This window comes from Streptomyces sp. NPDC053755 (assembly GCF_040677675.1).
In the GTDB taxonomy this organism is placed as follows: Bacteria; Actinomycetota; Actinomycetes; order Streptomycetales; family Streptomycetaceae; genus Streptomyces.
The window spans coordinates 1-20,116 of sequence record NZ_JBFASK010000004.1 but is presented as its reverse complement, the minus strand read 5'-3'; the positions used below and the strand labels follow the sequence as shown (position 1 = coordinate 20,116).

General features: G+C 73.2%; 18 protein-coding genes and 1 riboswitch. Of the genes, 11 read left to right on the top strand and 7 right to left on the bottom strand.

The genetic code is table 11. The annotated features are described in order from the left end of the window. The first annotated feature begins 17 nt into the window (after positions 1–17). From shc to AB0K65_RS06180, 7 genes are all read left to right on the top strand, one after another. Positions 18–2,048, top strand: a complete 2,031-nt coding sequence (gene shc / locus AB0K65_RS06210; RefSeq protein ID WP_365714554.1) for a squalene--hopene cyclase — start codon at positions 18–20, stop codon at positions 2,046–2,048. Then, entirely contained in the window at positions 2,048–2,701 is a 654-nt protein-coding gene (locus AB0K65_RS06205; RefSeq protein ID WP_365714553.1) for a 1-hydroxy-2-methyl-2-butenyl 4-diphosphate reductase, read from the top strand. Before shc ends, AB0K65_RS06205 begins: the two co-directional genes overlap by 1 nt. Before the next feature lie 7 nt (positions 2,702–2,708). Continuing rightward, positions 2,709–3,731, top strand: a complete 1,023-nt coding sequence (gene hpnH / locus AB0K65_RS06200) for an adenosyl-hopene transferase HpnH (protein ID WP_365714552.1) — start codon at positions 2,709–2,711, stop codon at positions 3,729–3,731. A gap of 67 nt (positions 3,732–3,798) precedes the next feature. Continuing rightward, entirely contained in the window at positions 3,799–5,679 is a 1,881-nt protein-coding gene (gene dxs, locus AB0K65_RS06195) for a 1-deoxy-D-xylulose-5-phosphate synthase (protein WP_365714551.1), read from the top strand. Then, on the top strand, positions 5,676–7,199 hold the full coding sequence (locus AB0K65_RS06190; RefSeq protein WP_365714550.1) for an aspartate aminotransferase family protein: 1,524 nt from the start codon (positions 5,676–5,678) through the stop codon (positions 7,197–7,199). The genes dxs and AB0K65_RS06190 overlap by 4 nt, the downstream gene beginning before the upstream one ends. 95 nt (positions 7,200–7,294) lie before the next feature. Continuing rightward, positions 7,295–7,942, top strand: coding sequence for an XRE family transcriptional regulator (locus AB0K65_RS06185; protein WP_365714549.1), 648 nt, complete (start codon positions 7,295–7,297; stop codon positions 7,940–7,942). Positions 7,943–7,962: 20 nt separating this feature from the next. After that, complete coding sequence (locus tag AB0K65_RS06180; protein WP_365714548.1) at positions 7,963–8,118, top strand: DUF6126 family protein; 156 nt, start codon at positions 7,963–7,965, stop codon at positions 8,116–8,118. 49 nt (positions 8,119–8,167) lie between these two features. Here the strand turns inward: AB0K65_RS06180 and AB0K65_RS06175 are convergent, their stop codons facing one another. Next, complete coding sequence (locus AB0K65_RS06175) at positions 8,168–8,980, bottom strand: tyrosine-protein phosphatase (protein WP_365714547.1); 813 nt, start codon at positions 8,978–8,980, stop codon at positions 8,168–8,170. 357 nt (positions 8,981–9,337) lie between these two features. Beyond that, positions 9,338–9,526, top strand: a riboswitch (cyclic di-AMP (ydaO/yuaA leader). 4 nt (positions 9,527–9,530) lie between these two features. On the opposite strand from AB0K65_RS06175, the gene AB0K65_RS06170 reads away from it, so the two are divergent. Further along, positions 9,531–10,463, top strand: a complete 933-nt coding sequence (locus AB0K65_RS06170; RefSeq protein ID WP_365714546.1) for a LysM peptidoglycan-binding domain-containing M23 family metallopeptidase — start codon at positions 9,531–9,533, stop codon at positions 10,461–10,463. Positions 10,464–10,661: 198 nt separating this feature from the next. Continuing rightward, positions 10,662–11,429, top strand: coding sequence for an SGNH/GDSL hydrolase family protein (locus tag AB0K65_RS06165; RefSeq protein ID WP_365714545.1), 768 nt, complete (start codon positions 10,662–10,664; stop codon positions 11,427–11,429). Here the strand turns inward: AB0K65_RS06165 and AB0K65_RS06160 are convergent. The 5 genes from AB0K65_RS06160 to AB0K65_RS06140 are packed head-to-tail and all read right to left on the bottom strand — an operon-like array spanning position 11,416 to position 16,836. Continuing rightward, entirely contained in the window at positions 11,416–12,300 is an 885-nt protein-coding gene (locus AB0K65_RS06160; protein WP_365714544.1) for an STM4011 family radical SAM protein, read from the bottom strand. The two genes, AB0K65_RS06165 and AB0K65_RS06160, sit on opposite strands and share 14 nt — an antisense overlap. Before the next feature lie 9 nt (positions 12,301–12,309). Continuing rightward, the gene (locus AB0K65_RS06155; RefSeq protein ID WP_365714543.1) at positions 12,310–13,659 is read right to left on the bottom strand and encodes an STM4012 family radical SAM protein; all 1,350 of its coding nucleotides are present in this window, start codon (positions 13,657–13,659) and stop codon (positions 12,310–12,312) included. Next, the gene (locus AB0K65_RS06150; protein WP_365714802.1) at positions 13,656–14,498 is read right to left on the bottom strand and encodes an STM4013/SEN3800 family hydrolase; all 843 of its coding nucleotides are present in this window, start codon (positions 14,496–14,498) and stop codon (positions 13,656–13,658) included. Before AB0K65_RS06150 ends, AB0K65_RS06155 begins: the two co-directional genes overlap by 4 nt. Before the next feature lie 20 nt (positions 14,499–14,518). After that, positions 14,519–15,883 carry an STM4014 family protein gene (locus AB0K65_RS06145; RefSeq protein WP_365714542.1) on the bottom strand — a complete coding sequence of 455 codons (1,365 nt, stop codon included), beginning with the start codon at positions 15,881–15,883 and terminating at the stop codon, positions 14,519–14,521. Continuing rightward, positions 15,880–16,836, bottom strand: coding sequence for an STM4015 family protein (locus tag AB0K65_RS06140; protein ID WP_365714541.1), 957 nt, complete (start codon positions 16,834–16,836; stop codon positions 15,880–15,882). Before AB0K65_RS06140 ends, AB0K65_RS06145 begins: the two co-directional genes overlap by 4 nt. Positions 16,837–17,091: 255 nt before the next feature. Between AB0K65_RS06140 and AB0K65_RS06135 the strand changes: the two genes are divergently transcribed. Continuing rightward, positions 17,092–17,916: an SIMPL domain-containing protein gene (locus tag AB0K65_RS06135; RefSeq protein WP_365714540.1), complete on the top strand. Its 825-nt coding sequence runs from the start codon at positions 17,092–17,094 to the stop codon at positions 17,914–17,916. On the opposite strand, the gene AB0K65_RS06130 is transcribed toward AB0K65_RS06135, so the two are convergent. Continuing rightward, positions 17,901–18,596 carry a TetR family transcriptional regulator C-terminal domain-containing protein gene (locus AB0K65_RS06130; protein ID WP_365714539.1) on the bottom strand — a complete coding sequence of 232 codons (696 nt, stop codon included), beginning with the start codon at positions 18,594–18,596 and terminating at the stop codon, positions 17,901–17,903. The two genes, AB0K65_RS06135 and AB0K65_RS06130, sit on opposite strands and share 16 nt — an antisense overlap. 225 nt (positions 18,597–18,821) lie before the next feature. Between AB0K65_RS06130 and AB0K65_RS06125 the strand changes: the two genes are divergently transcribed. Next, positions 18,822–20,024 (top strand): MBL fold metallo-hydrolase, encoded by a 1,203-nt coding sequence (locus AB0K65_RS06125; RefSeq protein ID WP_365714538.1) that lies wholly within the window; start codon positions 18,822–18,824, stop codon positions 20,022–20,024. Positions 20,025–20,116 lie beyond the last annotated feature (92 nt).

Here is a 20,116-nt window from a genome sequence, read left to right as displayed (position 1 = left end):
TGCACGAAGGGGAAGCCATGACAGCGACGACCGACGGAAGCGCCGGGGCCGTGGGCCCCCGGGCGGCCGCGGCCAGCGAAACACCCGACACCCTCCCCGTGACGGCCGTCCTCCACGAGCCCGCCGTCCGGGCCGCGGAACCCGCGCCGGACGGCCTGGACCGGATCGCCGCCCGGGCGGCGGAGCGCTCGATCACCCATCTGCTCGGCCGCCAGGACGCGGAGGGCTGGTGGAAGGGCGACCTGGAGACCAACGTCACCATGGACGCCGAAGACCTCCTCCTGCGCCAGTTCCTCGGCATCCTGGACGAGGACACCGCCCGGGCCGCCGCCCTCTTCATCCGGGGCGAGCAGCGCGAGGACGGCACCTGGGCCACCTTCCACGGCGGGCCCGGCGAACTCTCCGCCACCGTCGAGGCGTACGTCGCGCTGCGGCTCGCCGGGGACGGCCCCGACGACCCGCACATGGCCCGCGCCGCCGCCTGGGTCCGGGAGCGGGGCGGGATCGCCGCCGCCCGGGTCTTCACCCGGATCTGGCTCGCGCTCTTCGGCTGGTGGCGCTGGGAGGACCTGCCCGAACTGCCCCCCGAACTGATCTTCCTGCCGAAGTGGTTCCCGCTCAACATCTACGACTTCGGCTGCTGGGCCCGGCAGACCATCGTGCCGCTGACCGTGGTCTCCGCGAAGCGGCCGGTGCGCCCCGCGCCCTTCCCGCTCGACGAGCTGCACACCGACCCGTCCCGGCCGAACCCGCCCCGGCCCCTCGCGCCCGCGGCCAGTTGGGACGGCCTCTTCCAGCGGCTCGACAAGGCGCTGCACGTCTACCACCGCGTCGCCCCGCGCCGGCTGCGCAAGGCGGCCATGAACGCCGCCGCCCGCTGGATCGTCGAGCGCCAGGAGAACGACGGCTGCTGGGGAGGCATCCAGCCGCCCGCCGTCTACTCGGTGATCGCGCTGTACCTCCTCGGCTACGACCTCGAGCACCCCGTCATGCGCGAAGGGCTCGCCTCCCTCGACCGGTTCGCCGTGCACCGGGAGGACGGCGCGCGGATGATCGAGGCGTGCCAGTCGCCGGTGTGGGACACCTGCCTCGCGACCATCGCCCTCGCCGACGCGGGGGTTCCGGCCGACCACCCCGCCCTGGTGAGAGCCGCCGACTGGATGCTCGGCGAGGAGATCGTCAGGCCCGGAGACTGGGCGGTGCGCCGGCCCGGACTCCCGCCGGGTGGCTGGGCGTTCGAGTTCCACAACGACAACTACCCGGACATCGACGACACCGCCGAGGTCGTCCTCGCACTGCGCCGGGTGCGGCACCCCGACCCCGCCCGGATCGAGTCCGCCATCGCCCGCGGCGTCCGCTGGAGCCTCGGCATGCAGTCGAGGAACGGCGCCTGGGCCGCGTTCGACGCCGACAACACCAGCGCCTTTCCCAACCGGCTGCCCTTCTGCGACTTCGGTGAGGTCATCGACCCGCCGTCGGCCGACGTCACCGCCCATGTGGTCGAGATGCTCGCCTACGAGGGCAAGGCCCGGCACCCCCGCACCCGCAGGGGGATCGAGTGGCTCCTCGCCGAACAGGAACCGTTCGGCGCCTGGTTCGGGCGCTGGGGCGTGAACTACGTCTACGGCACGGGGTCGGTGGTCCCGGCTCTCGTCGCCGCCGGGCTGCCGGGGTCCCATCCGGCGATCCGCCGGGCGGTCACCTGGCTGGAGTCCGTGCAGAACGAGGACGGCGGCTGGGGCGAGGACCTGCGGTCGTACAAGGAGGAGGCCTGGATCGGGCGCGGCGCCTCCACCGCCTCGCAGACGGCCTGGGCGCTTCTCGCGCTCCTGGCCGCCGGAGAGCGCGCGTCCACGACGGTCGAGCGGGGCGTGGCCTGGCTCGCCGAGAACCAGCGGCCGGACGGCTCCTGGGACGAGCCGTACTTCACCGGCACCGGCTTCCCCTGGGACTTCTCCATCAACTACCACCTCTACCGGCAGGTGTTCCCGCTCACCGCGCTCGGGCGTTACGTCAACGGCGAGCCGGCCGTCGCCAGGGAGGGCTGATGGGCGAGGAGCCGGAGTCCGCGGGCTCCGTGCCCCCGCTGCTGATCGCCTGCGCCCTGGGCATCGAGCGGCTCGCCCTGCGCGGCGGCGGCCGGGGCGGCGCGCCGGGGCTCTACGCCGTGGTGCGTACGGGCATGGGCCCCGCCCACGCCCGCCGCACCGTCTCCCGGGCGCTGGACGCGCGGGAGTGGCGGGACGCCGCCGTCGTCGCCTCCGGCTTCTGCGCGGGCCTGGCCCCCGGCATGCACCCCGGGGACCTGATCGTCGCCGCGGAGACCCGGGGCCCCGACGGCACCACCCGCTGTACCGGGACCGAACTGCTGGTCGAGGCCCTGCGCCGGGCGGTGCCCGGCCGGGCCGTGCACACCGGCCCGCTGACCGGCTCCGACCACGTCGTGCGCGGCCACGAGCGGGCCGAGCTGCGGGAGACCGGTGCGATCGCGGTGGACATGGAATCCGCCGCCACGCTGCGCACCGCCCTGGCCGCCGGACCCCGCCCGGTTGCGGCCGTACGAGTGGTCGTGGACGCCCCGGAGCACGAACTTGTCCGAATTAGCACGGTACGCGGTGGAATATCTGCGTTCCGTGTTCTTCGTGCCGTCCGCCCCGCGTTCTTCGAATGGCACCGTTCTTTACTGCTCCCCAGGAGGTGAACGAGTTATGGCCATGCCGCTCCGTCAGTCCATCCGGGTCGGGACCTATCTCTTCGAACAGAAGCTCCGCAAGCGCGACAAGTTCCCCTTGATCGTCGAACTGGAGCCGCTGTTCGCCTGCAACCTCGCGTGCGAGGGCTGCGGAAAGATCCAGCACCCGGCAGGTGTGCTCAAGCAGCGCATGCCGGTCGCCCAGGCGGTCGGCGCGGTCCTGGAGTCCGGGGCGCCCATGGTCTCCATCGCGGGCGGCGAGCCGCTGATGCACCCTCAGATCCACGAGATCGTCGGACAGTTGGTGGCGAAGAGAAAGTACGTCTTCCTCTGCACCAACGCCATGCTGCTCCGCAAGAAGCTGGAGAAGTTCACCCCCTCCCCGTACTTCGCCTTCGCCGTGCACATCGACGGGCTGCGGGAGCGGCACGACGAGTCCGTGGCCAAGGAAGGCGTGTTCGACGAGGCGGTGGCGGCGATCAAGGAAGCCAAGCGGCGCGGCTTCCGGGTCACCACCAACTCCACCTTCTTCAACACCGACACCCCGCAGACCGTCATCGAGGTGCTCAACTACCTCAACGACGACCTGCGGGTCGACGAGATGATGATCTCGCCGGCGTACGCCTACGAGAAGGCGCCCGACCAGGAGCACTTTCTCGGTGTGGAGCAGACGAGGGAGCTGTTCAAGAAGGCCTTCGCGGGCGGCAACCGCAGGCGCTGGCGGCTCAACCACTCGCCGCTCTTCCTGGACTTCCTGGAGGGCAAGGCCGACTTCCCGTGCACCGCGTGGGCGATTCCGAACTACTCCCTCTTCGGCTGGCAGCGCCCCTGCTACCTGATGAGCGACGGTTACGTCCCGACCTACCGTGAGCTGGTCGAGGACACCGACTGGGACAAGTACGGCCGCGGGAAGGACCCGCGCTGCGCCAACTGCATGGCGCACTGCGGGTACGAGCCCACCGCCGTCCTCGCCACCATGGGCTCGCTGAAGGAGTCCCTCAGGGCGGTCCGCGAGACCGTCTCCGGAAACAACGGGTGATCCGAGGGGCGCGGGGGGCCAGCCACGCCGTCGTGGCCCCCCGCCCCCGCGAGAAAGGGGGCCGCACATGACGATCCTGGAGAACATCCGAGGACCGCACGACCTCCGGCCGCTCAGCGGTGCGGAGCCGGCCGAACTGGCGGAGGAGATCCGGCGGTTCCTCATCCACTCGGTCGCCAGGACCGGTGGCCATCTCGGACCGAACCTCGGCGTGGTCGAACTGACCATCGCCCTGCACCGGGTCTTCGACTCGCCGGCCGACCGGATCCTCTGGGACACCGGCCACCAGAGCTACGTCCACAAGCTGCTCACCGGCCGCCAGGACTTCTCCAAGCTGCGCGGCAAGGGCGGCCTGTCCGGCTATCCCTCCCGCGCGGAGTCCGAGCACGACGTCATCGAGAACTCGCACGCCTCCACGGTCCTCGGCTGGGCCGACGGGCTCGCCAAGGCCAACGAGGTCCTGAGGAGGGACGACCACGTCGTCGCCGTCATCGGCGACGGGGCCCTGACGGGCGGCATGGCCTGGGAGGCGCTGAACAACATCGCCGCCGCCAAGGACCGCCCGCTGATCATCGTCGTCAACGACAACGAGCGTTCCTACGCCCCGACGATCGGCGGCCTCGCCGACCACCTGGCGACCCTGCGGACCACCGACGGCTACGAACGCTTCCTCGCCCGCGGCAAGGACATCCTGGAGCGCACCCCCGTCGTCGGGAAGCCGCTGTACGGGTCCCTGCACGGGGCCAAGAAGGGGTTCAAGGAGACCTTCGCGCCGCAGGGCCTCTTCGAGGACCTCGGCCTGAAGTACGTCGGTCCCGTCGACGGCCACGACATCGGCGCCGTCGAGGCCGCCCTGCGCCGCGCGAAGCGGTTCCACGGGCCGGTGCTGGTGCACTGCCTGACCGAGAAGGGGCGCGGCTACCAGCCGGCCCTCCGGGACGAGGCCGACCGCTTCCACGCCGTCGGCGCGATGGACCCGCTGACCTGCGAGCCGCTCGCCCCGGCCACCGGTCCGTCCTGGACGGCCGTCTTCGGCGAGGCCCTCGCCGAGATCGGCGCCGAGCGGCCCGACGTCGTCGCGATCACCGCCGCCATGCTCCAGCCGGTCGGCCTGACCCGCTTCGCCGAGCGGTTCCCCGACCGGGTCTGGGACGTGGGCATCGCCGAGCAGCACGCCGCCGTGTCGGCGGCCGGCCTCGCCACCGGCGGGCTGCATCCGGTCGTCGCCGTGTACGCGACCTTCCTCAACCGGGCCTTCGACCAGCTTCTGATGGACGTGGCGCTGCACAGGTGCGGTGTCACCTTCGTCCTGGACCGGGCGGGCGTCACCGGCACCGACGGTGCCTCCCACAACGGCGTGTGGGACCTCTCCCTCCTCCAGGTCGTCCCCGGACTGCGGATCGCCGCCCCGCGCGACGCCGACCGGCTGCGCAGTCAACTGCGCGAGGCCGTCGACGTCCACGACGCGCCCACGCTGCTGCGCTTCCCCAAGGCGACGGCGGGCGAGCCGATCCCCGCCGTGGGCCGGATCGGCGGGATGGACGTCCTGCGCGAGGAGCCGGACGCGGAGATCCTGCTGGTGGCCGTCGGCGTCATGGCCGACGTCTGCCTGCGCAGCGCCGACCTGCTCGCCGCCCGCGGTCTGCGCTGCACGGTCGTCGACCCCCGCTGGGTCAAGCCGGTCGACGCCGCGCTCGCCCCGCTCGCCGCCCGGCACCGGCTGGTCGCCGTGGTGGAGGACAACAGCCGTACGGGAGGGGTCGGCGCCACCGTCGGCCAGGCGCTGCGCGACGCCGGCGTCGACGTACCGCTGCGGAACTTCGGAGTCCCCGAGCAGTTCCTCGCCCACGCCAGGCGCGACGAGGTGCTCGCCGACATCGGGCTCACACCCGTGGAGATCGCGGGACGGATCAGTGCCGCCCTGGCACGCAAGGAGAAGGCGCGATGAGTGACGCGAGGGGCGGCAACGCCACCGACGGACCGACGGACGACCCGACGCGGGCTCCGTCCGCGGCACCGGCAGGGCACCCGGCGGGGGCCGCGACGGAGGCTTCGGCCGGGCACCCGGCGGGGGGAGCGGGCCAAAGCGGGGAGTTCGACCTCGCGGCCCTGCTCGCCTCCCGGGGGGCCGAGCGCTACGAGCTGCACACCCGGCACCTCAACCACCAGCTCCCGCGCATGCTGCACACCCTCGGCTTCGACAAGGTGTACGAGCGGGCGGAGGGCGCCCACTTCTGGGACTCCGAGGGCGGCGACTACCTCGACATGCTGGCCGGATTCGGCGTCATGGGGCTCGGCCGGCACCATCCCGTCGTCCGCAAGGCGCTCCACGACGTCCTCGACGCCTCGCTGGCCGACCTCACCCGCTTCGACTGCCAGCCCCTGCCCGGACTGCTCGCCGAGCGGCTGCTCGCCCACAGTCCTCACCTGGACCGGGTCTTCTTCGGCAACAGCGGCACGGAGGCGGTGGAGACCGCCCTGAAGTTCGCGCGGTACGCCACCGGAAGGCCGAGGGTCCTCTACTGCTCCCACGCCTTCCACGGCCTGACCACGGGCTCTCTCTCGGTCAACGGCGAGAAGTGCTTCCGCGACGGCTTCGCCCCGCTCCTTCCCGACACCCCCATCGGTCTCGGCGACCTCGACGCGCTGGAGCGGGAGCTGCGCAAGGGGGACGTCGCCGCCTTCGTCGTCGAACCCGTCCAGGGGAAGGGCGTCCACGAGGCCCCGCCCGGCTTCCTGCGCGCGGCCCAGGAGCTGCTGCGCCGGCACGGGGCCCTGCTGATCGCCGACGAGGTGCAGACGGGACTCGGAAGGACCGGCGACTTCTACGCGTACCAGCACGAGGAAGGGGTCGAGCCGGACCTGGTCTGTGTCGCCAAGGCGCTCTCCGGCGGCTACGTACCCGTCGGGGCGACCCTGGGCAAGGACTGGATCTTCAAGAAGGTGTACTCCTCGATGGACCGGGTCCTCGTCCACTCGGCCAGCTTCGGGTCCAACGCACAGGCCATGGCGGCCGGGCTCGCCGTGCTCTCGGTGATGGAGTCCGAGGGCACGGTGGCCCACGCGCGGAGGATGGGCGAGCTGCTGTCCTCGCGGCTGAAGGAGCTCGTGCCCCGCTACGAACTGCTCCACGAGATCCGCGGGCGCGGGCTGATGATCGGCATCGAGTTCGGGCGCCCGTCGTCGCTCGGGCTGCGCGGCCGGTGGACCATGCTGCAGGCCGCCCGGAAGGGACTCTTCGCCCAGATGGTGGTGGTCCCGCTGCTCCAGCGGCACCGCATCCTGACCCAGGTGTCGGGGGACCACATGGAGGTGATCAAGCTGATTCCGCCGCTGGTCATCGACGAGGCGGACATCGAGCGGTTCCTGACCGCGTTCACGGCGGTGATGGACGACGCCCACGGCGGCGGTGGGCTGATGTGGGACTTCGGGAAGACGCTGGTCAAGCAGGCGGTGGCCCAGCGCTAGGGCGGCCGCAGGCGGCGTCGGGCGGGTGCGTCGCCGGCGTTTGCCCCTGAGGCAAGAAACTTGCCTCAGGGGCAGGTTCCTGGCGCAATAGAGGGATGGAGCACCTTTCCGCGGGACCGTCCCCGGACCCCCTCGCGCCGGACGGACCGGACGAAGCCGCCGTCCTTCCGGACGTGGCCCCCCAGCTGCGCGGGCTGCGCCGGCGGCGCGGGCTCACGCTGGAGGCCGCCGCCCGCAGGGCCGGCCTCTCCCCGGCGCACCTGTCCCGGCTGGAGACGGGCCGTCGCCAGCCCTCGCTGCCGATGCTGCTCGCGCTGGCCCGCATCTACGGTACGACGGTCTCCGCCCTCCTCGGCGAGGTCCCGGCCGAGCGGGACCCCGTCATCCGCGCCGGCCGGTCCGAGCCCGTCGAGGCCGACGGCTGGATCTACCACCAGGCCGGCGGGCCCGGGCGCGCGCTGCAGGCGCTCCGCGTCCACGTGCCGTACGCCACCCGTTCCGACCTCGTGCGCGTCCACCCGGGTGAGGAGTGGCTGCACGTCGTCGCCGGCCGCGTGCGGCTGTCGCTGGCCGACGCCGTGCACGTCCTGGATCCTGGCGACAGCGCCCACTTCGACTCGCTCACGCCCCATCGCATCGGTGCCGCCACGAGCGGCGGCGCCGATCTGCTCTTCGTCCACACGCTGATGCAGAGCCCCGCCGCCGAGACGTGTCTCGGTGACGGGACCGCGCTCCCGCGGTGAATCCACGGAAGGGATCCGACATGTCCGACAAATCAACTGCGGTCACCGGCGAGGAGCGAGGGGGCGGCAAGTTCCCCAAGGGGCTGGTCCTGCGCCTCTTCGCCTATCTCGTGGCCGGGCACCTCTTCGCCGGCTTCCTCTACCTGCTGTTCACGCTCGGCGGTCAGAACCCGTGACCGGTGGTCCCGGTCCCGGCCTCCCGGGCGCGCGCGGCTCCTCGCCGGCTCAGGCCTCGGTGACCAGCCGCGCGCGCAGCCGCTCCCGCGTCTCGGGGGCGAGCGCGAGGCCCTGCGACAGGTAGTTCTCCGTCGTGCCCCAGGTCCGCTCCATGGTGTCGAACGCCGCCCGGAGGTACTCCACCCGCGCGTCGAAGAGGGGGCCGAGCAGCTCCATCACCTCGGGGGCCATCGCGTCCGCGGAAGTGGAGCTGCGACGGATCTTGTAGCGGCGGTGGGGGTCGTTCGACTTGACGTAGTCCGCCTCTATCGCCTCCCGCTCGACGCCGACCGCGAGCAGTGAGATCGCTATGGACAGCCCCGCGCGGTCCTTGCCGGCGGCGCAGTGCATCAGGGCGGGCACGCTGTCGTCGGCCATCGCGTGCAGGACCCGGCTGTGCTCCGCCGTCCGGTCGACCACCATCTTCCGGTACGAACCAGCCATGCGGTCGGCCGCCTTGCCGTCGCCGAGGGCCTCGCGCAGCTGCTCCAGTGCCCCGCCGCTGACCAGCTTCCAGAACTCCTTGCCGTCGGCCGGGTCGTTCAGCGGGATGTTCACGTTCCGCACGCCGGGGAGTTCGACGTCCGCGCCCTCGACCTTCCGGTCGGCCGCGTTGCGGAAGTCGAAGACGGTGTGCAGCCCGAGGCCGGCGAGGAAGGCCGCGTCCTCCTCGGTGGCGTGCGCCAGGTGGCCGCTGCGGAAGAGGCGGCCGAACCTGACCGACCGGCCGTCCATGGTCGGCAGGCCGCCCACGTCCCGGAAGTTGCGGACCCCGCTCAGCTCGGGTTCGGTCGACGAGACCTGCGGCAGCTGCTGCGTCACGAGTGCTCCTGAGTGTTGGCGGACTTCGACGATACGAGATCGGTTCCTGGGGCAATCATTCCGGGTGGTGGCCCCCGCGCACACCCCTCGGACGGGAATGGGTGTTCTGTCCGAATTAGGGCCTTGGTGATAACGCGCCCTGGTAAAAGGGGAGATGGGTTTCGGTGCGTGAGCAGCGTCATAACCGTGACGGAACGTGCCTGATCGTCTTTCGTGAACTCCCTGCGAGAAAAGGAGACCGAGGGGGCGGCATCCACGGAGGGTGACCGGAATTCCGGGCGGAGATCAGCCCTCGGAATGCGCGGGGAATAGGACGGCTTGTTCGCGCCGACCGGCTCGTCTACGGTCACCGTCAATCCGGTCGGACCGCCGAATCCTGCCACCGTCCGGAATCCGCACCCACCCACGTATGGCAGGAGCGGGGGACCCAGGTAGTACGCCGGTCCGGTCGATCCGGAACGGCTTGGGGTGAAGTCGCGCGCCATGGCGACCGGGCAACTCCAGCCCGAACCCGACAGCTCACCTCGCAGGCGACGGAGAGGAATTCGCCATGCCCGCGAAGGGTAAGCACCGCCGTCCCAAGGTCAACCCGATCACGCGCGGATTCGTCGCCGCCGGAACGGGCGGCGCCGTCGTCGCCCTGCCGCTCCTCGGCGCGACCGGAGCCCACGCCGCCGAGAAGTCCGCTCCCGCCGCGACCCCCGAGCAGGCCGTCGCCGCCGTCGCCGCCGCTCCCGCGAAGGCCCCGGCCGCCGCCAAGGCCAAGCCCAGGACGTACTCCGTCGTCGCCGGGGACTACCTGTCCAAGATCGCCACCGAGCACCACCTGGCCGGCGGCTGGAAGAAGCTCTACCAGGACAACCGGCAGGTCGTCGGCGAGAACCCCTCCCTGATCTTCCCCGGCATGAAGCTCACCATCGGCGCCAAGTCCACCGCCAAGGCGCCCGCGCCCAAGGCCGCTGCCCCCAAGGCCGCGCCGAAGGCCGAGAAGTCCTCCTCCGACGACTCCGCGACGCGCAGCTCCCGCAGCGCCGAGCGCACGGCGGCGGCGCCCGCCCAGGAGCCGCGGGCCGCGGCCTCCGGCTGGGTCGCCCCGGTCGGCAACGGCATCTCCACCCCGTACCGCGCCTCCGGCTCCATGTGGTCCTCCGGCTACCACACCGGCGTCGACTTCATGGCCTCCTCCGGCACCTCGGTCAAGGCCGTCGGCGCCGGCACGGTGTACTCCGCCGGCTGGAGCGGGTCGTACGGCAACGAGGTCGTCATCCAGCACGCCGACGGCACCTACTCGCAGTACGCCCACCTCTCCTCCCTCTCCGTCTCCGCCGGCCAGTCCGTCAGCGGTGGCGACGAGATCGGGCTGTCCGGTTCCACCGGCAACTCCAGCGGTCCGCACCTGCACTTCGAGATGCGCACCGGGCCGGGCTACGGCTCGGACATCGACCCGCTCGAGTACCTGCGCCAGAAGGGCGTCGGCGTCTGACGCGTCCCGCGCACCCGCTGCCCCCCGGGGGCGCACCGGGCCCGGCACCTTCGTGCCGGGCCCTTCGCGTATTCCGCCTTGGTGCAATCTTGACCGGTGGCATATCTCACCCTCCGTCAACACCTCCTTACGGTCGCGTAGGTCACACCCGTAAAGGAAAGATGTGCTCCCGTGGCAGACGATTCGAGATCAAGAGACATGGACGTATTCGGGTCGTACGCGGCGATCGGCGACAGCTTCACCGAGGGCGTCGGAGATCCCGGCCCCGACGGGAAGTACCTCGGCTGGGCGGACCGTTTCGCGGTCCTGCTCGCCGACCGGCTGCCGGAGCCCGACGCGTTCCGTTACGCCAATCTGGCCGTACGCGGCCGCCTCCTCGACCAGATCGTGGAGGAGCAGGTCCCGAGGGCCAAGGAGCTGGCCCCCGACCTGGTGACCTTCTGCGCGGGCGGCAACGACATCATCCGGCCCGGCAGCGACCCGGACGCCGTCGCCGAGCGCTTCGAGCGCGCCGTCGCCGACCTCACCTCCGCCGTCGGCACCGTCATGGTGACGACCGGGTTCGACACCCGCGACGTCCCCGTGCTGCGCCATCTGCGGGGAAAGATCGCCACCTACACCGCCCACGTCCGGGCCATCGCGGACCGCTACGGCTGCCCGGTCCTGGACCTGTGGTCCCTCAAGTCCGTCCAGGACAGGCGGGCTTGGGACGGCGACAGGCTGCACCTGTCGCCCGAGGGGCACACCCGCGTCGCGCTCCGGGCGGCCCAGGTCCTCGGCATCCAGGTCCCCGCCGACCCCGACCAGCCGTGGCCGCCCCTGCCGCCGCGCGGCACGCTGGAGGTGCGCCGCGACGACATCCTGTGGGCCCGGGAGTACCTGGTCCCGTGGATCGGCCGCCGGCTGCGCGGTGAGAGCTCGGGCGACCACGTGCTGGCGAAGCGGCCCGACCTCATGCCCCTGTAGGCGTACCCGCCCCGCGCGGCGCGGCCGGCACGGCCGCCGGGATCCGCTCCAGGACCCCGCCCGCGAACACGTCGTACAGCGGCAGGGTCTCCAGGTGGACGTAGCCGATGTGGCAGTCGCAGACGGCCAGCGGGCAGGCGCGCGGGCGCAGGGCGGCACGGTAGGAACCGTCGTACAGGCTGCCCAGCTCGGCCTTGACGAAGTGGCAGCGGCGCACCGTCCCGTCACCGTCCACGGAGATCACCGACTCGCCGGTCCGGCAGGGGAGACCGGCCGAGCGGTGCGGATGGCGGCTGTACGGGAAGAGGGGGTCGAGGGCCGTCCAGGCCTCGGCCTCCTCGTCGGCGTACGTGTGGCCCTCGGCCGCGTTCACCCAGAGGTAGACCGGTGACGGCAGCTCCGCCCGCAGTCGTCGAGCGTGGTCCAGGTGTTCCGGCAGGCCGACGACGCCCACGCTGAACCGCGTCCCCCCGGCGGCCAGCTCGTGGCACTTGGCGAGGAAGCGGTCGTACGGCGTCTGGCCGGGGTGGTACGTGCACCAGAGCGCGAGGGTGTGCGGGTCGGCGTCCGCCAGCCAGTCGGTGCGGCAGCTCAGATTGGTCTGGATCGCCACCCGCTCGACGTGCGGCAGCCGGGACAGTTCGGTGAGCGCCCGCCGGTACCAGCTGCGCACCAGGCCTTCGCCCCACGGAGTGAAGAGGATCCGCAGCCGGTCGCCGGTCTGCCCCGCCGCCCAGGCGGAGAACCGTTCCAGCGCGGCCCGGTCGGCGCGCAGCTGCTCGCGGCTGTCGCGGCGCTTCGCGAAGGGGCAGTAGGGGCAGTCGTAGTCGCAGGAGGCGAGCGGCCCCCGGTACAGGATCGTCAGGTCCATCGGGTGCCCCTACTTCGGCTCGTAGGCGGCCATCGCCGCCCGTACGGCGGGCGAGAACAGCTCCGGCCCGATCCCGTCCGAATGCGCGAGCCCCTCGGCGGTGAGCCGCAGCAGCCCGGACGGCGCCTCCTCGTCCAGCCAGCCGAGCGCCTCGAACCGGCGCAGCTCGGCCGGGAAGTCGGCGAAGGGCGACGTGCCGAACCGGTCCTCGTAGTCGCGCGTGTCCATGCCCCCGGCCTGGAGCAGCGACTGGAGCAGATGCCGGCGGCGCGCCTCGTCCGCGTCGACCCACCGGCCCACCTGCGCCCGGCGGAAACCCTCCGGTCCGGTGGCCGTGTACGTGTCGATGATGGAGCGGATCTCGCGCATGTCGACGGCGTAGTCGAAGGAGTAGTGCAGCGACGAGGTGTACGAGCGGGCCCCGCAGCCGAGACCGATCATCCCGTCGGTCTGGCAGGCGTAGTCGTCCGGGCCCAGGGGCGGGGCGTCGGTCCGGCGGAACATCCGCATCGACACCTGTTCGTAGCCCTCGGCGAGCAGATGGTCCCGGCCCCGGCGGTAGAGGCGCAGCCGGCGGCGGTCCCACTCCCGGTCGGCGTCGGCGGGGGAGAGCCGGCCGAGGCCGGTCAGCGGGCGGACGTAGAGCGGATAGAGGTAGAGCTCCTCCGGCCGCCAGCCGAGCGCCGCGTCGAGCGACCGGCGCCAGGACTCCTCGGTCTGTCCGTCGATGCCGTAGATCAGGTCGATGTTGAGCACCGGGACGCCCGCGTCCCGGATCCGGCCGAGCGCGGCCTCCACGTCCGCGCGGCGCTGGGGGCGGACGGCGGCCCGCGCCTCGGCCTCGACGAAGCTCTGCACCCCGATGCTCAGACGCGTCGCGCCCCGCGCGGCCAGCACCGCGAGCCGGTCGGCGGTCGCGGTCGCCGGGGAGGTCTCGACGGACAGCGGGACGGACCGGAGGTCGACGCCCATCCGCCGCTCGGCGATGTCGCAGAGCCGCTCCAGCTCGGGGGCGGTCAGGAACGTGGGGGTGCCCCCGCCGAAGGCGGCCGTGGCGAACCGGACCGGGGCGCCGTCACCGAGCGCCTCGCGCACGGCCGTGGCCTGCCGGTCGAGGGCGTCGAGATAACGGGTGGTCAGCTCGTCGGGGGCGCCGATGCGGGTGAAGAGGTTGCAGAAGCCGCAGCGGACCTCGCAGAACGGTATGTGGGCGTAGAGGGAGAGCGCGTCCTTCGGCTCGTCCGCCCAGAGGCCGGCGAGGGAGGGCGCCGGGTGGGGGAGGGGGCGGTACGCGGTCTTGTGCGGGTAGGCGTAGACGTAGCTCTGGTACGGGCGGGGAGCCGTGGTCGTCGTGGTCACGCGGACACCCCGGGCCGCTCGGTTCCGCCGGACCGGTCCGGGCCGTCGAGGAGGAAGTGCGCGTACGGCACGGTCCACACCACGTCGTGGCCGAGCCGGTGACCGGTGAAGCCGTCCTCGCCGTAGGCCGTTCCGTGGTCGGAGCAGACGATCGTGAAACAGCTGCGACGGCTGCTCATGGCGGTGAACAGACGGCCGATGTGCCGGTCGACGTACTCCAGCGCCGCCGCGTGGGTGGTCCGGGTGTCCCCCGCCTCGGGTGTGGCGCCGGGCAGATGGAACCAGTTCGGCTGGTGGAGCGCGGCGACGTTGACGAAGAGGAAGAGCGGTCGCTCCCCGGGGAGCGCGGCGACGACCTCCTCCGCGCGCGTGACCTGGGACTCGAAGGAGGTGGGGGACGCGACCCCGAAGGAGGGCTCCCAGTGGCTTTCCCGGAACATCCCGGGCAGTACCGAGCCCAGCGGCGCCTGCCGGTTGAAGAAGCCGACCCCGCCGACGCAGGCCGTGTGGTAGCCGCGCCGCGCGAGACCGGAGACCAGATCGGGGGTGTCGTAGACGAACGTGCCGTCGGCGGTCGTCTCGCTGCCGGCGAAGCGGGCGGCGAAGAGGCGGGGGTGCGGGCCAGGGGAGGCCGGGGTCGGCAGGAAGCCGGCGAAGATCGCCTGGTGGGAGGCGTAGGTGAAGCTGCCGGGGGCGTGCCGGCGCTCCCACCGGCCGCCGGGGAGGTGGCGCGCCAGGTTCGGGATGCGGCCGGCGGAGGCGAGCTCGGCCGCGACGTCGTACCGCAGGGTGTCGAGCGTGACCAGGAGCAGATCATGACTGCCGACGATCTCGTTCATGTCGGGCGCGGGCCGCTGGTTCACGTGGTGCTCGTTCCTGGGGGGCGCGGTCGTAGGGCGGTGGTGGTGCGGGGGGTGCCGGTGACGGCGGTGGTGGCGTTTCGTTCGGTGTTGGTGGTGCTGGTGGTGCTGGTGGTGGCGTTCGGTGCCGCGGTGGGCGTGGGGGCGGTGGGACGGAGGAGGGCGGCTACCTGGGCCGCGTAGGTGTCCAGGCCCTCGGCGCCGCCGCCGGGCAGGCCGGTGAGACCGGGCAGGAGGTCACCGAAGGCGTTGACCTCGCCGACGGCGACACGGCGCCAGTCGGAGGAGGGCAGCAGATCGACGCCCAGGCACCGCGTGCCGGGGAAGGCGGCGGCCGCGCGCTCGGCCACGCCGAGCACGTCCTCCCACCGTCCGCCCGCGGCGGCGACCGCGCCGCGCGCCGCCTCCAGATCCCCCCGGGCTCCCCCCAGGTGAAGGTTGGTCATGGGCGAGCGGCTGGTGCGGACGACGGCGTGGGTCGCGCGGCCGTCGACCACCACCACCCGCAGGTCGGCGACCCGACCGCCCGACGACGCCTTCGGCAGCCAGCGCTCGACGTGCAGCCCGTCGGGCGCCAGGGCGTCCACGATCGAGGCGACCTCGCGCTCCGTCCGGTAGCGGCGGACCCGCAGCGAGTTGAAGAGCGCGCCGCCCGGGCCGCGCTCCACCGACGTGGTCGCCTGGACCCGCCCGGCGGGTGCCGTCTCCACCGCGAGCACCCCGGAGGCGGAGGAGCCGTGCGCGAGCTTCACGAAGACGCGGCGCGTCCCGGCGTCCGCCATCAGCCGCACGACGTCGTCCCACCCGCGCACGGGCGGGGCGTCGTGCCCCGAGGTCGGCGACGCGGGCACCGGCACCGCGGCCCGACGCAGCACGCCGTGGCCGAGCCGCTTGTCGAACTGGACCGCGAGCTCGCCGGGATCGTCGACCAGGACCGCTCCAGCGGCCCGCACGCCGGCGGCCAGCTCCGAGACCGCTGAGGTGAAGCGCGCGTACCAGAGCCCCGTGCCCTCGACGCGGGTCGTGTCCTCGACACCGCGCAGCAGCCGGTCGACGTCCGGGTCCTCGCCGGGCGAGTCGAGGCGGACGGTCTCGCCCGCCGTGAACCGCGCCCCGCCCCGCAGGACGTCGAGCCACGGTACGACCCGCGCCGGCGGCAGGCCCGCCGCGGCCACCGCGTCCTGGAAGAACCGGACACGGCGTCCCGCCGGGTTGCCGACGACGGCCAGACGGAGGGACGGGTCGCACCCGTCGGCTCCCGCCCGGCCCGCGAGGCGCCCGTCGGCTCCCGCCCGGCCCGCGAGGCGCCCGGGTGCGCCGCCCCCCGACCGGGCCGCGGCGCCCGGCACGAGCGCGTTCGTCATTCGGCGACCGCGACGTACCGGTGGACCTCGCCGTCGTCCTCGTCCGGCTGCTGGGGGTCGTCGATGTCGACCCGTACACCGGACGGCGTGAGCGCGTCGACGATCCGCTCGCTCATCTCCTTCGACAGATAGTGGTGCGCGAGCCCGAGGTACGCCAGGTGCGTGAGCGGCTGTCCGGCGAGCAGCGCCGCCCCTCCCTCGTCGGTGAGCGTGCCCATCGACAGGTCGAGGCGTTCGAGCCGGGCGACGACCGGGGCACTCGCGACCGCGGCGGCCACCTCGTCCTGGATCTGGCTGTTCCGCAGCCCCAGATGACGCAGGGCGGGGAACGCCGTCCCGGAGAGCAGCGGCTCCAGATCGGCGGGGGAGCTGTTACCGCCGTACTCGTCCGTACCCAGCCAGAGTTCGAGGTTCTCCAGGGCGGGCAGGTCGCTGCCCGCGATACCGCGCACGACCGCGGCGGGCAGGCCGCCCGTCTCCACCACGAGCGTGCGCAGGCCGGAGTGGTGGATGGAGGGGAAGGCGAGCCCCGTGCCTCCGCGTACACCGAACTCCCGGAGCCCTGGGTAGGCGGCGAGCAACGGCGTCACGTCGGTCTGCTGGATCCATGAGATCTCGCAGTCCTCGAAGGTCATGTCCCCGAGGAAGACCGCCTCCAGAGCGGTGAGGCGGTTGTCGGCGCCGATGAGCGCCGTGACGACCGGCGCCGACGAGGTGTCGTACGCCTCGTCCCAGCCGCCGACGACCAGCGCTCGGACGCGGCCCGCGTCGACCGTGGCGAGGAAGCGGTCGAAGATCGCCTCCCACCGCTCGTCGCCCGGCTCGCTGTAGGTCGGAGCCGAGACACGCCAGGCCACGGACGCGGCGTCCGGCAGAGCGGCGGTGGAGTCCGGGGAGGGGAAGTCGAAGACGGGCAGGCCGTGCAGCTCCCCCAGGGGGGTCGAAATGGTCATGACTACTCCCGGCACCGGACGGTCCTTGATCGGCTGATGCGAGAGTTCTACCAAGCGGCACCGACAGCGGCGTGCGCCGGGGGGCGGCTCGGGCCCGGTACCGCGCGCCCGTCGCCGGGAACGTCTGACGCGGCGCGGCCGTGCGCGCAGACCTGTGCGGGTGACGGGGCAGGAGTGGCGCGCGGGAGCGGGGGCCGGGGGGTGTTGGGATGTGCGCGCCGGGTCCTCCGGCAGCCGTTCCCGAAAGGACCGTCCGTGACGACCAGCCCTCTTCGTGCGCCTTACGCCCCTTTCGCCGACCGTTCCGCTTCCGTCGCCGCTTCCGCCTCCGCCCGGGGCCTCGGCCGCGCCCTCGTCGCGGGGACGGTGCTCGGGGGTCTCCTGCTCGCGGGGACCGCGCCCGCGCTCGCCGCGGGCCCCGCCGCGGCCCCCTCCGTCGCCGCCGCCCCGGCCGCGGCGACCACGACCGTCACCGTGACCGGGACCGGCCGGGCCGCCGCCGCGCCCGACGTGGCCGTCCTCTCGGTGGGCGTCGAGGTCACCCGTAAGACCGCCCAGGAGGCGATGGACGGGCAGCGCACCGCCGCCGAGGCGCTGCTGGCGGCCCTGCGCAAGGAGGCCGTCGCCGACCGCGACATCAGGACCGACAGCCTCTCGCTGTCCGCCGTCTACAGCCAGAGCGACGGCGGCGAGAACCGGGTGGCGGGCTACCAGGCCGGCCAGTCCTTCTCCGTCAAGGTCAGGGGCATCGACCGGGCAGGCAGGGTCGTCGCGGCCGTCGGCGACGCGACCGGGGACGCGGGACGGGTCAACAGCGTGGCGTTCGACGTCGCCGACCCCGGCGCCCTGCGCTCCGAGGCCAGGAAGGCCGCCCATCAGGACGCGCGGGAGAAGGCGAGTCAGCACGCGCGGCTCAGCGGGCACCGCCTCGGGCGGCTCGTCTCGCTGACCGAGGGCGACTCCGTCCGCCCGGTCTCCGGCGCCGTGCCCGGGATGCCCGCCGACGCGCCGGAGATGCCGCTGGCCCCCGGCGAGATCGAGGAGCAGGTGACCGTGACGGCGGTCTACGAGCTGCGCTGAGCGGTCCTCTCCGGGTCGCTCTTCAGGCTGCGCTGTGCGGTCGTCCCCGGGCCGCTCTTCGGGCTGCGCTGTGCGGTCGTCCCCGGGCCGCTCAGGCCCAGCTCCCGGTCGAGCGCCGCGTCGGCCCACTCCCGCATGGCGGCGCGCGACAGGGACCCGGCGTAGGCGGTCATCTGCACGGCGAGCCCGTCGAGGAAGGCGGTCAGCCGCCAGGCCGCGGCGGCCGGATCGGGGCAGGGGAACTCCCCGGCCGCCGCGCCCTCGGCGATCACCTCGGTCAGGGCCGCCTTCCACTGCTGGTCGAGGGCGGCCGCGACCTCCCGCAGCGCCGGTTCCCGCAGGCTCGCCGACCAGCCCTCGATCCACAGGCGCCAGCCCTTGGCCTGGCCGGTGGGCGCGTACCAGCGGACCGCCGACCTCAGCCGGCGCAAAGCGGTCGTGCGGCGGCCGAGGAGCTTGCGCAGATGCGCGAGATCCCCCTCGGCGGCGTAGGAGAAGGCCGCGGCGACGAGCTTCTCCTTGGACGCGAAGTGGTAGAGCACGAGGGCGTTGCTGACTCCGAGGGCGGAGGCGATGTCGGCGATCCGCACGGCTGCCACGCCCCGGGCCTCGATCTGCTCGACGGCGGCACGCAACAGTTCCTCCCGCCGCTCCGCCACGTTCAACCGCACTCTCGCCACGCCGGTCACCCTACACAGCACATGACGCGGGCATGATCAACAACGGGAGCCGCCGCCCGCCGTCGACGCGCCGTGGCACGCGCTCACTCCGGGCGGGCGGCGGGGGAGGCCGGGGGCCGGGGAGGCATCGGTACGGAACGACGGTTCCGTACCGACCCCGCTCCCGGCCGGGAGGTCCGCGGTCCGCCCATAATGGAACGACCCCTACCCCCCTCAGGAGGTCTCGTGACCGGCACCGGCTCCGACCACCCGTTGCGGGCGCGGCTGCGCGCCCTGCGCCCGGAGGCCTTCGGCGCCGACCCGGCAGGCGCGCGCATGGAGCGCATCCGTCGCTCGCCGAACTTCGCGGACGGCGTCTTCCGGAACCCGGTGGCGGCCCGGCACCGGCCCCAGGGATCCGGCCTCGAGTTCGCCAAGGTCTACTTCAGGAAGGAGGCACGCGTGCTGCGGGCCCCGGCCGGCCCGATCCCCGTCCATCCCACGGCCCTGGCCGACCTCGCCCGCCCGCCGGCCTCGGGCCTGCGGCTCACCTGGGCGGGCCATTCCAGCGTCCTCGCCGAGATCGACGGCCACCGGGTGCTCTTCGACCCGGTCTGGGGCGACCGCTGCTCGCCCTTCGCCTTCGCCGGGCCCAAGCGCCTGCACCCGGTGCCGCTGCCGCTCGCCGGGCTCGGCCCGGTCGACGTCGTCGTGATCTCGCACGACCACTACGACCATCTCGACCTGCCCACGATCAAGGCCCTGGCCACGACGGACACCCTCTTCGTCGTGCCGCTCGGCGTCGGCGCGCACCTGGAGCGCTGGGGGGTGCCCGCCTCCCGCCTGCGCGAGCTGGACTGGAACGAGTCGACGGAGGTCGGCGAGCTGCGGCTGACCGCGACGCCCGCCCGGCACTTCTGCGGCCGCGGCCTGCGCAACCAGCAGCACACCCTGTGGGCGTCCTGGGTCGTCACCGGTCCCGAGCACCGGATCTACCACAGCGGGGACACCGGCTACTTCCCCGGATTCGAGGAGATCGGCGCCGCCCACGGCCCCTTCGACGTCACGATGATCCAGCTCGGGGCCTACTCCGAGTTCTGGCCGGACATCCACATGACCCCGGAGGAGGGCATGCGCGCCCACCTGGACCTCCAGGGCGGCTCTCCGCACGGCGTGCTGCTGCCGATCCACTGGGGCACCTTCAACCTGGCTCCGCACCCCTGGCACGAGCCCGCCGAGCGCACCCTGTACGCCGGCCACGCGGCCGGTCAGGTGGTGGCCACCCCCCGTCCGGGCGAGCCGTTCGAACCCGCGTCGATCCCGCCCGCGGAGCCGTGGTGGCGGCACGTCGCCCTCAAGCCCGCCGGCGGCTGGGCGGCCTGGCCGGCCGCCGCGGCCGCCACGGTGAAGGCGGAGCACCAGGAGACCGACCTCGCGGGCGAGCGCTGAGCGAAGGCCCCGGGGCGGCACGGCGCCCGCCGGCCGTAGCGGCTGGGTGCGCGCCACGAGCTCACGCATCCGTTCGCGGTCGCCGACGAGTC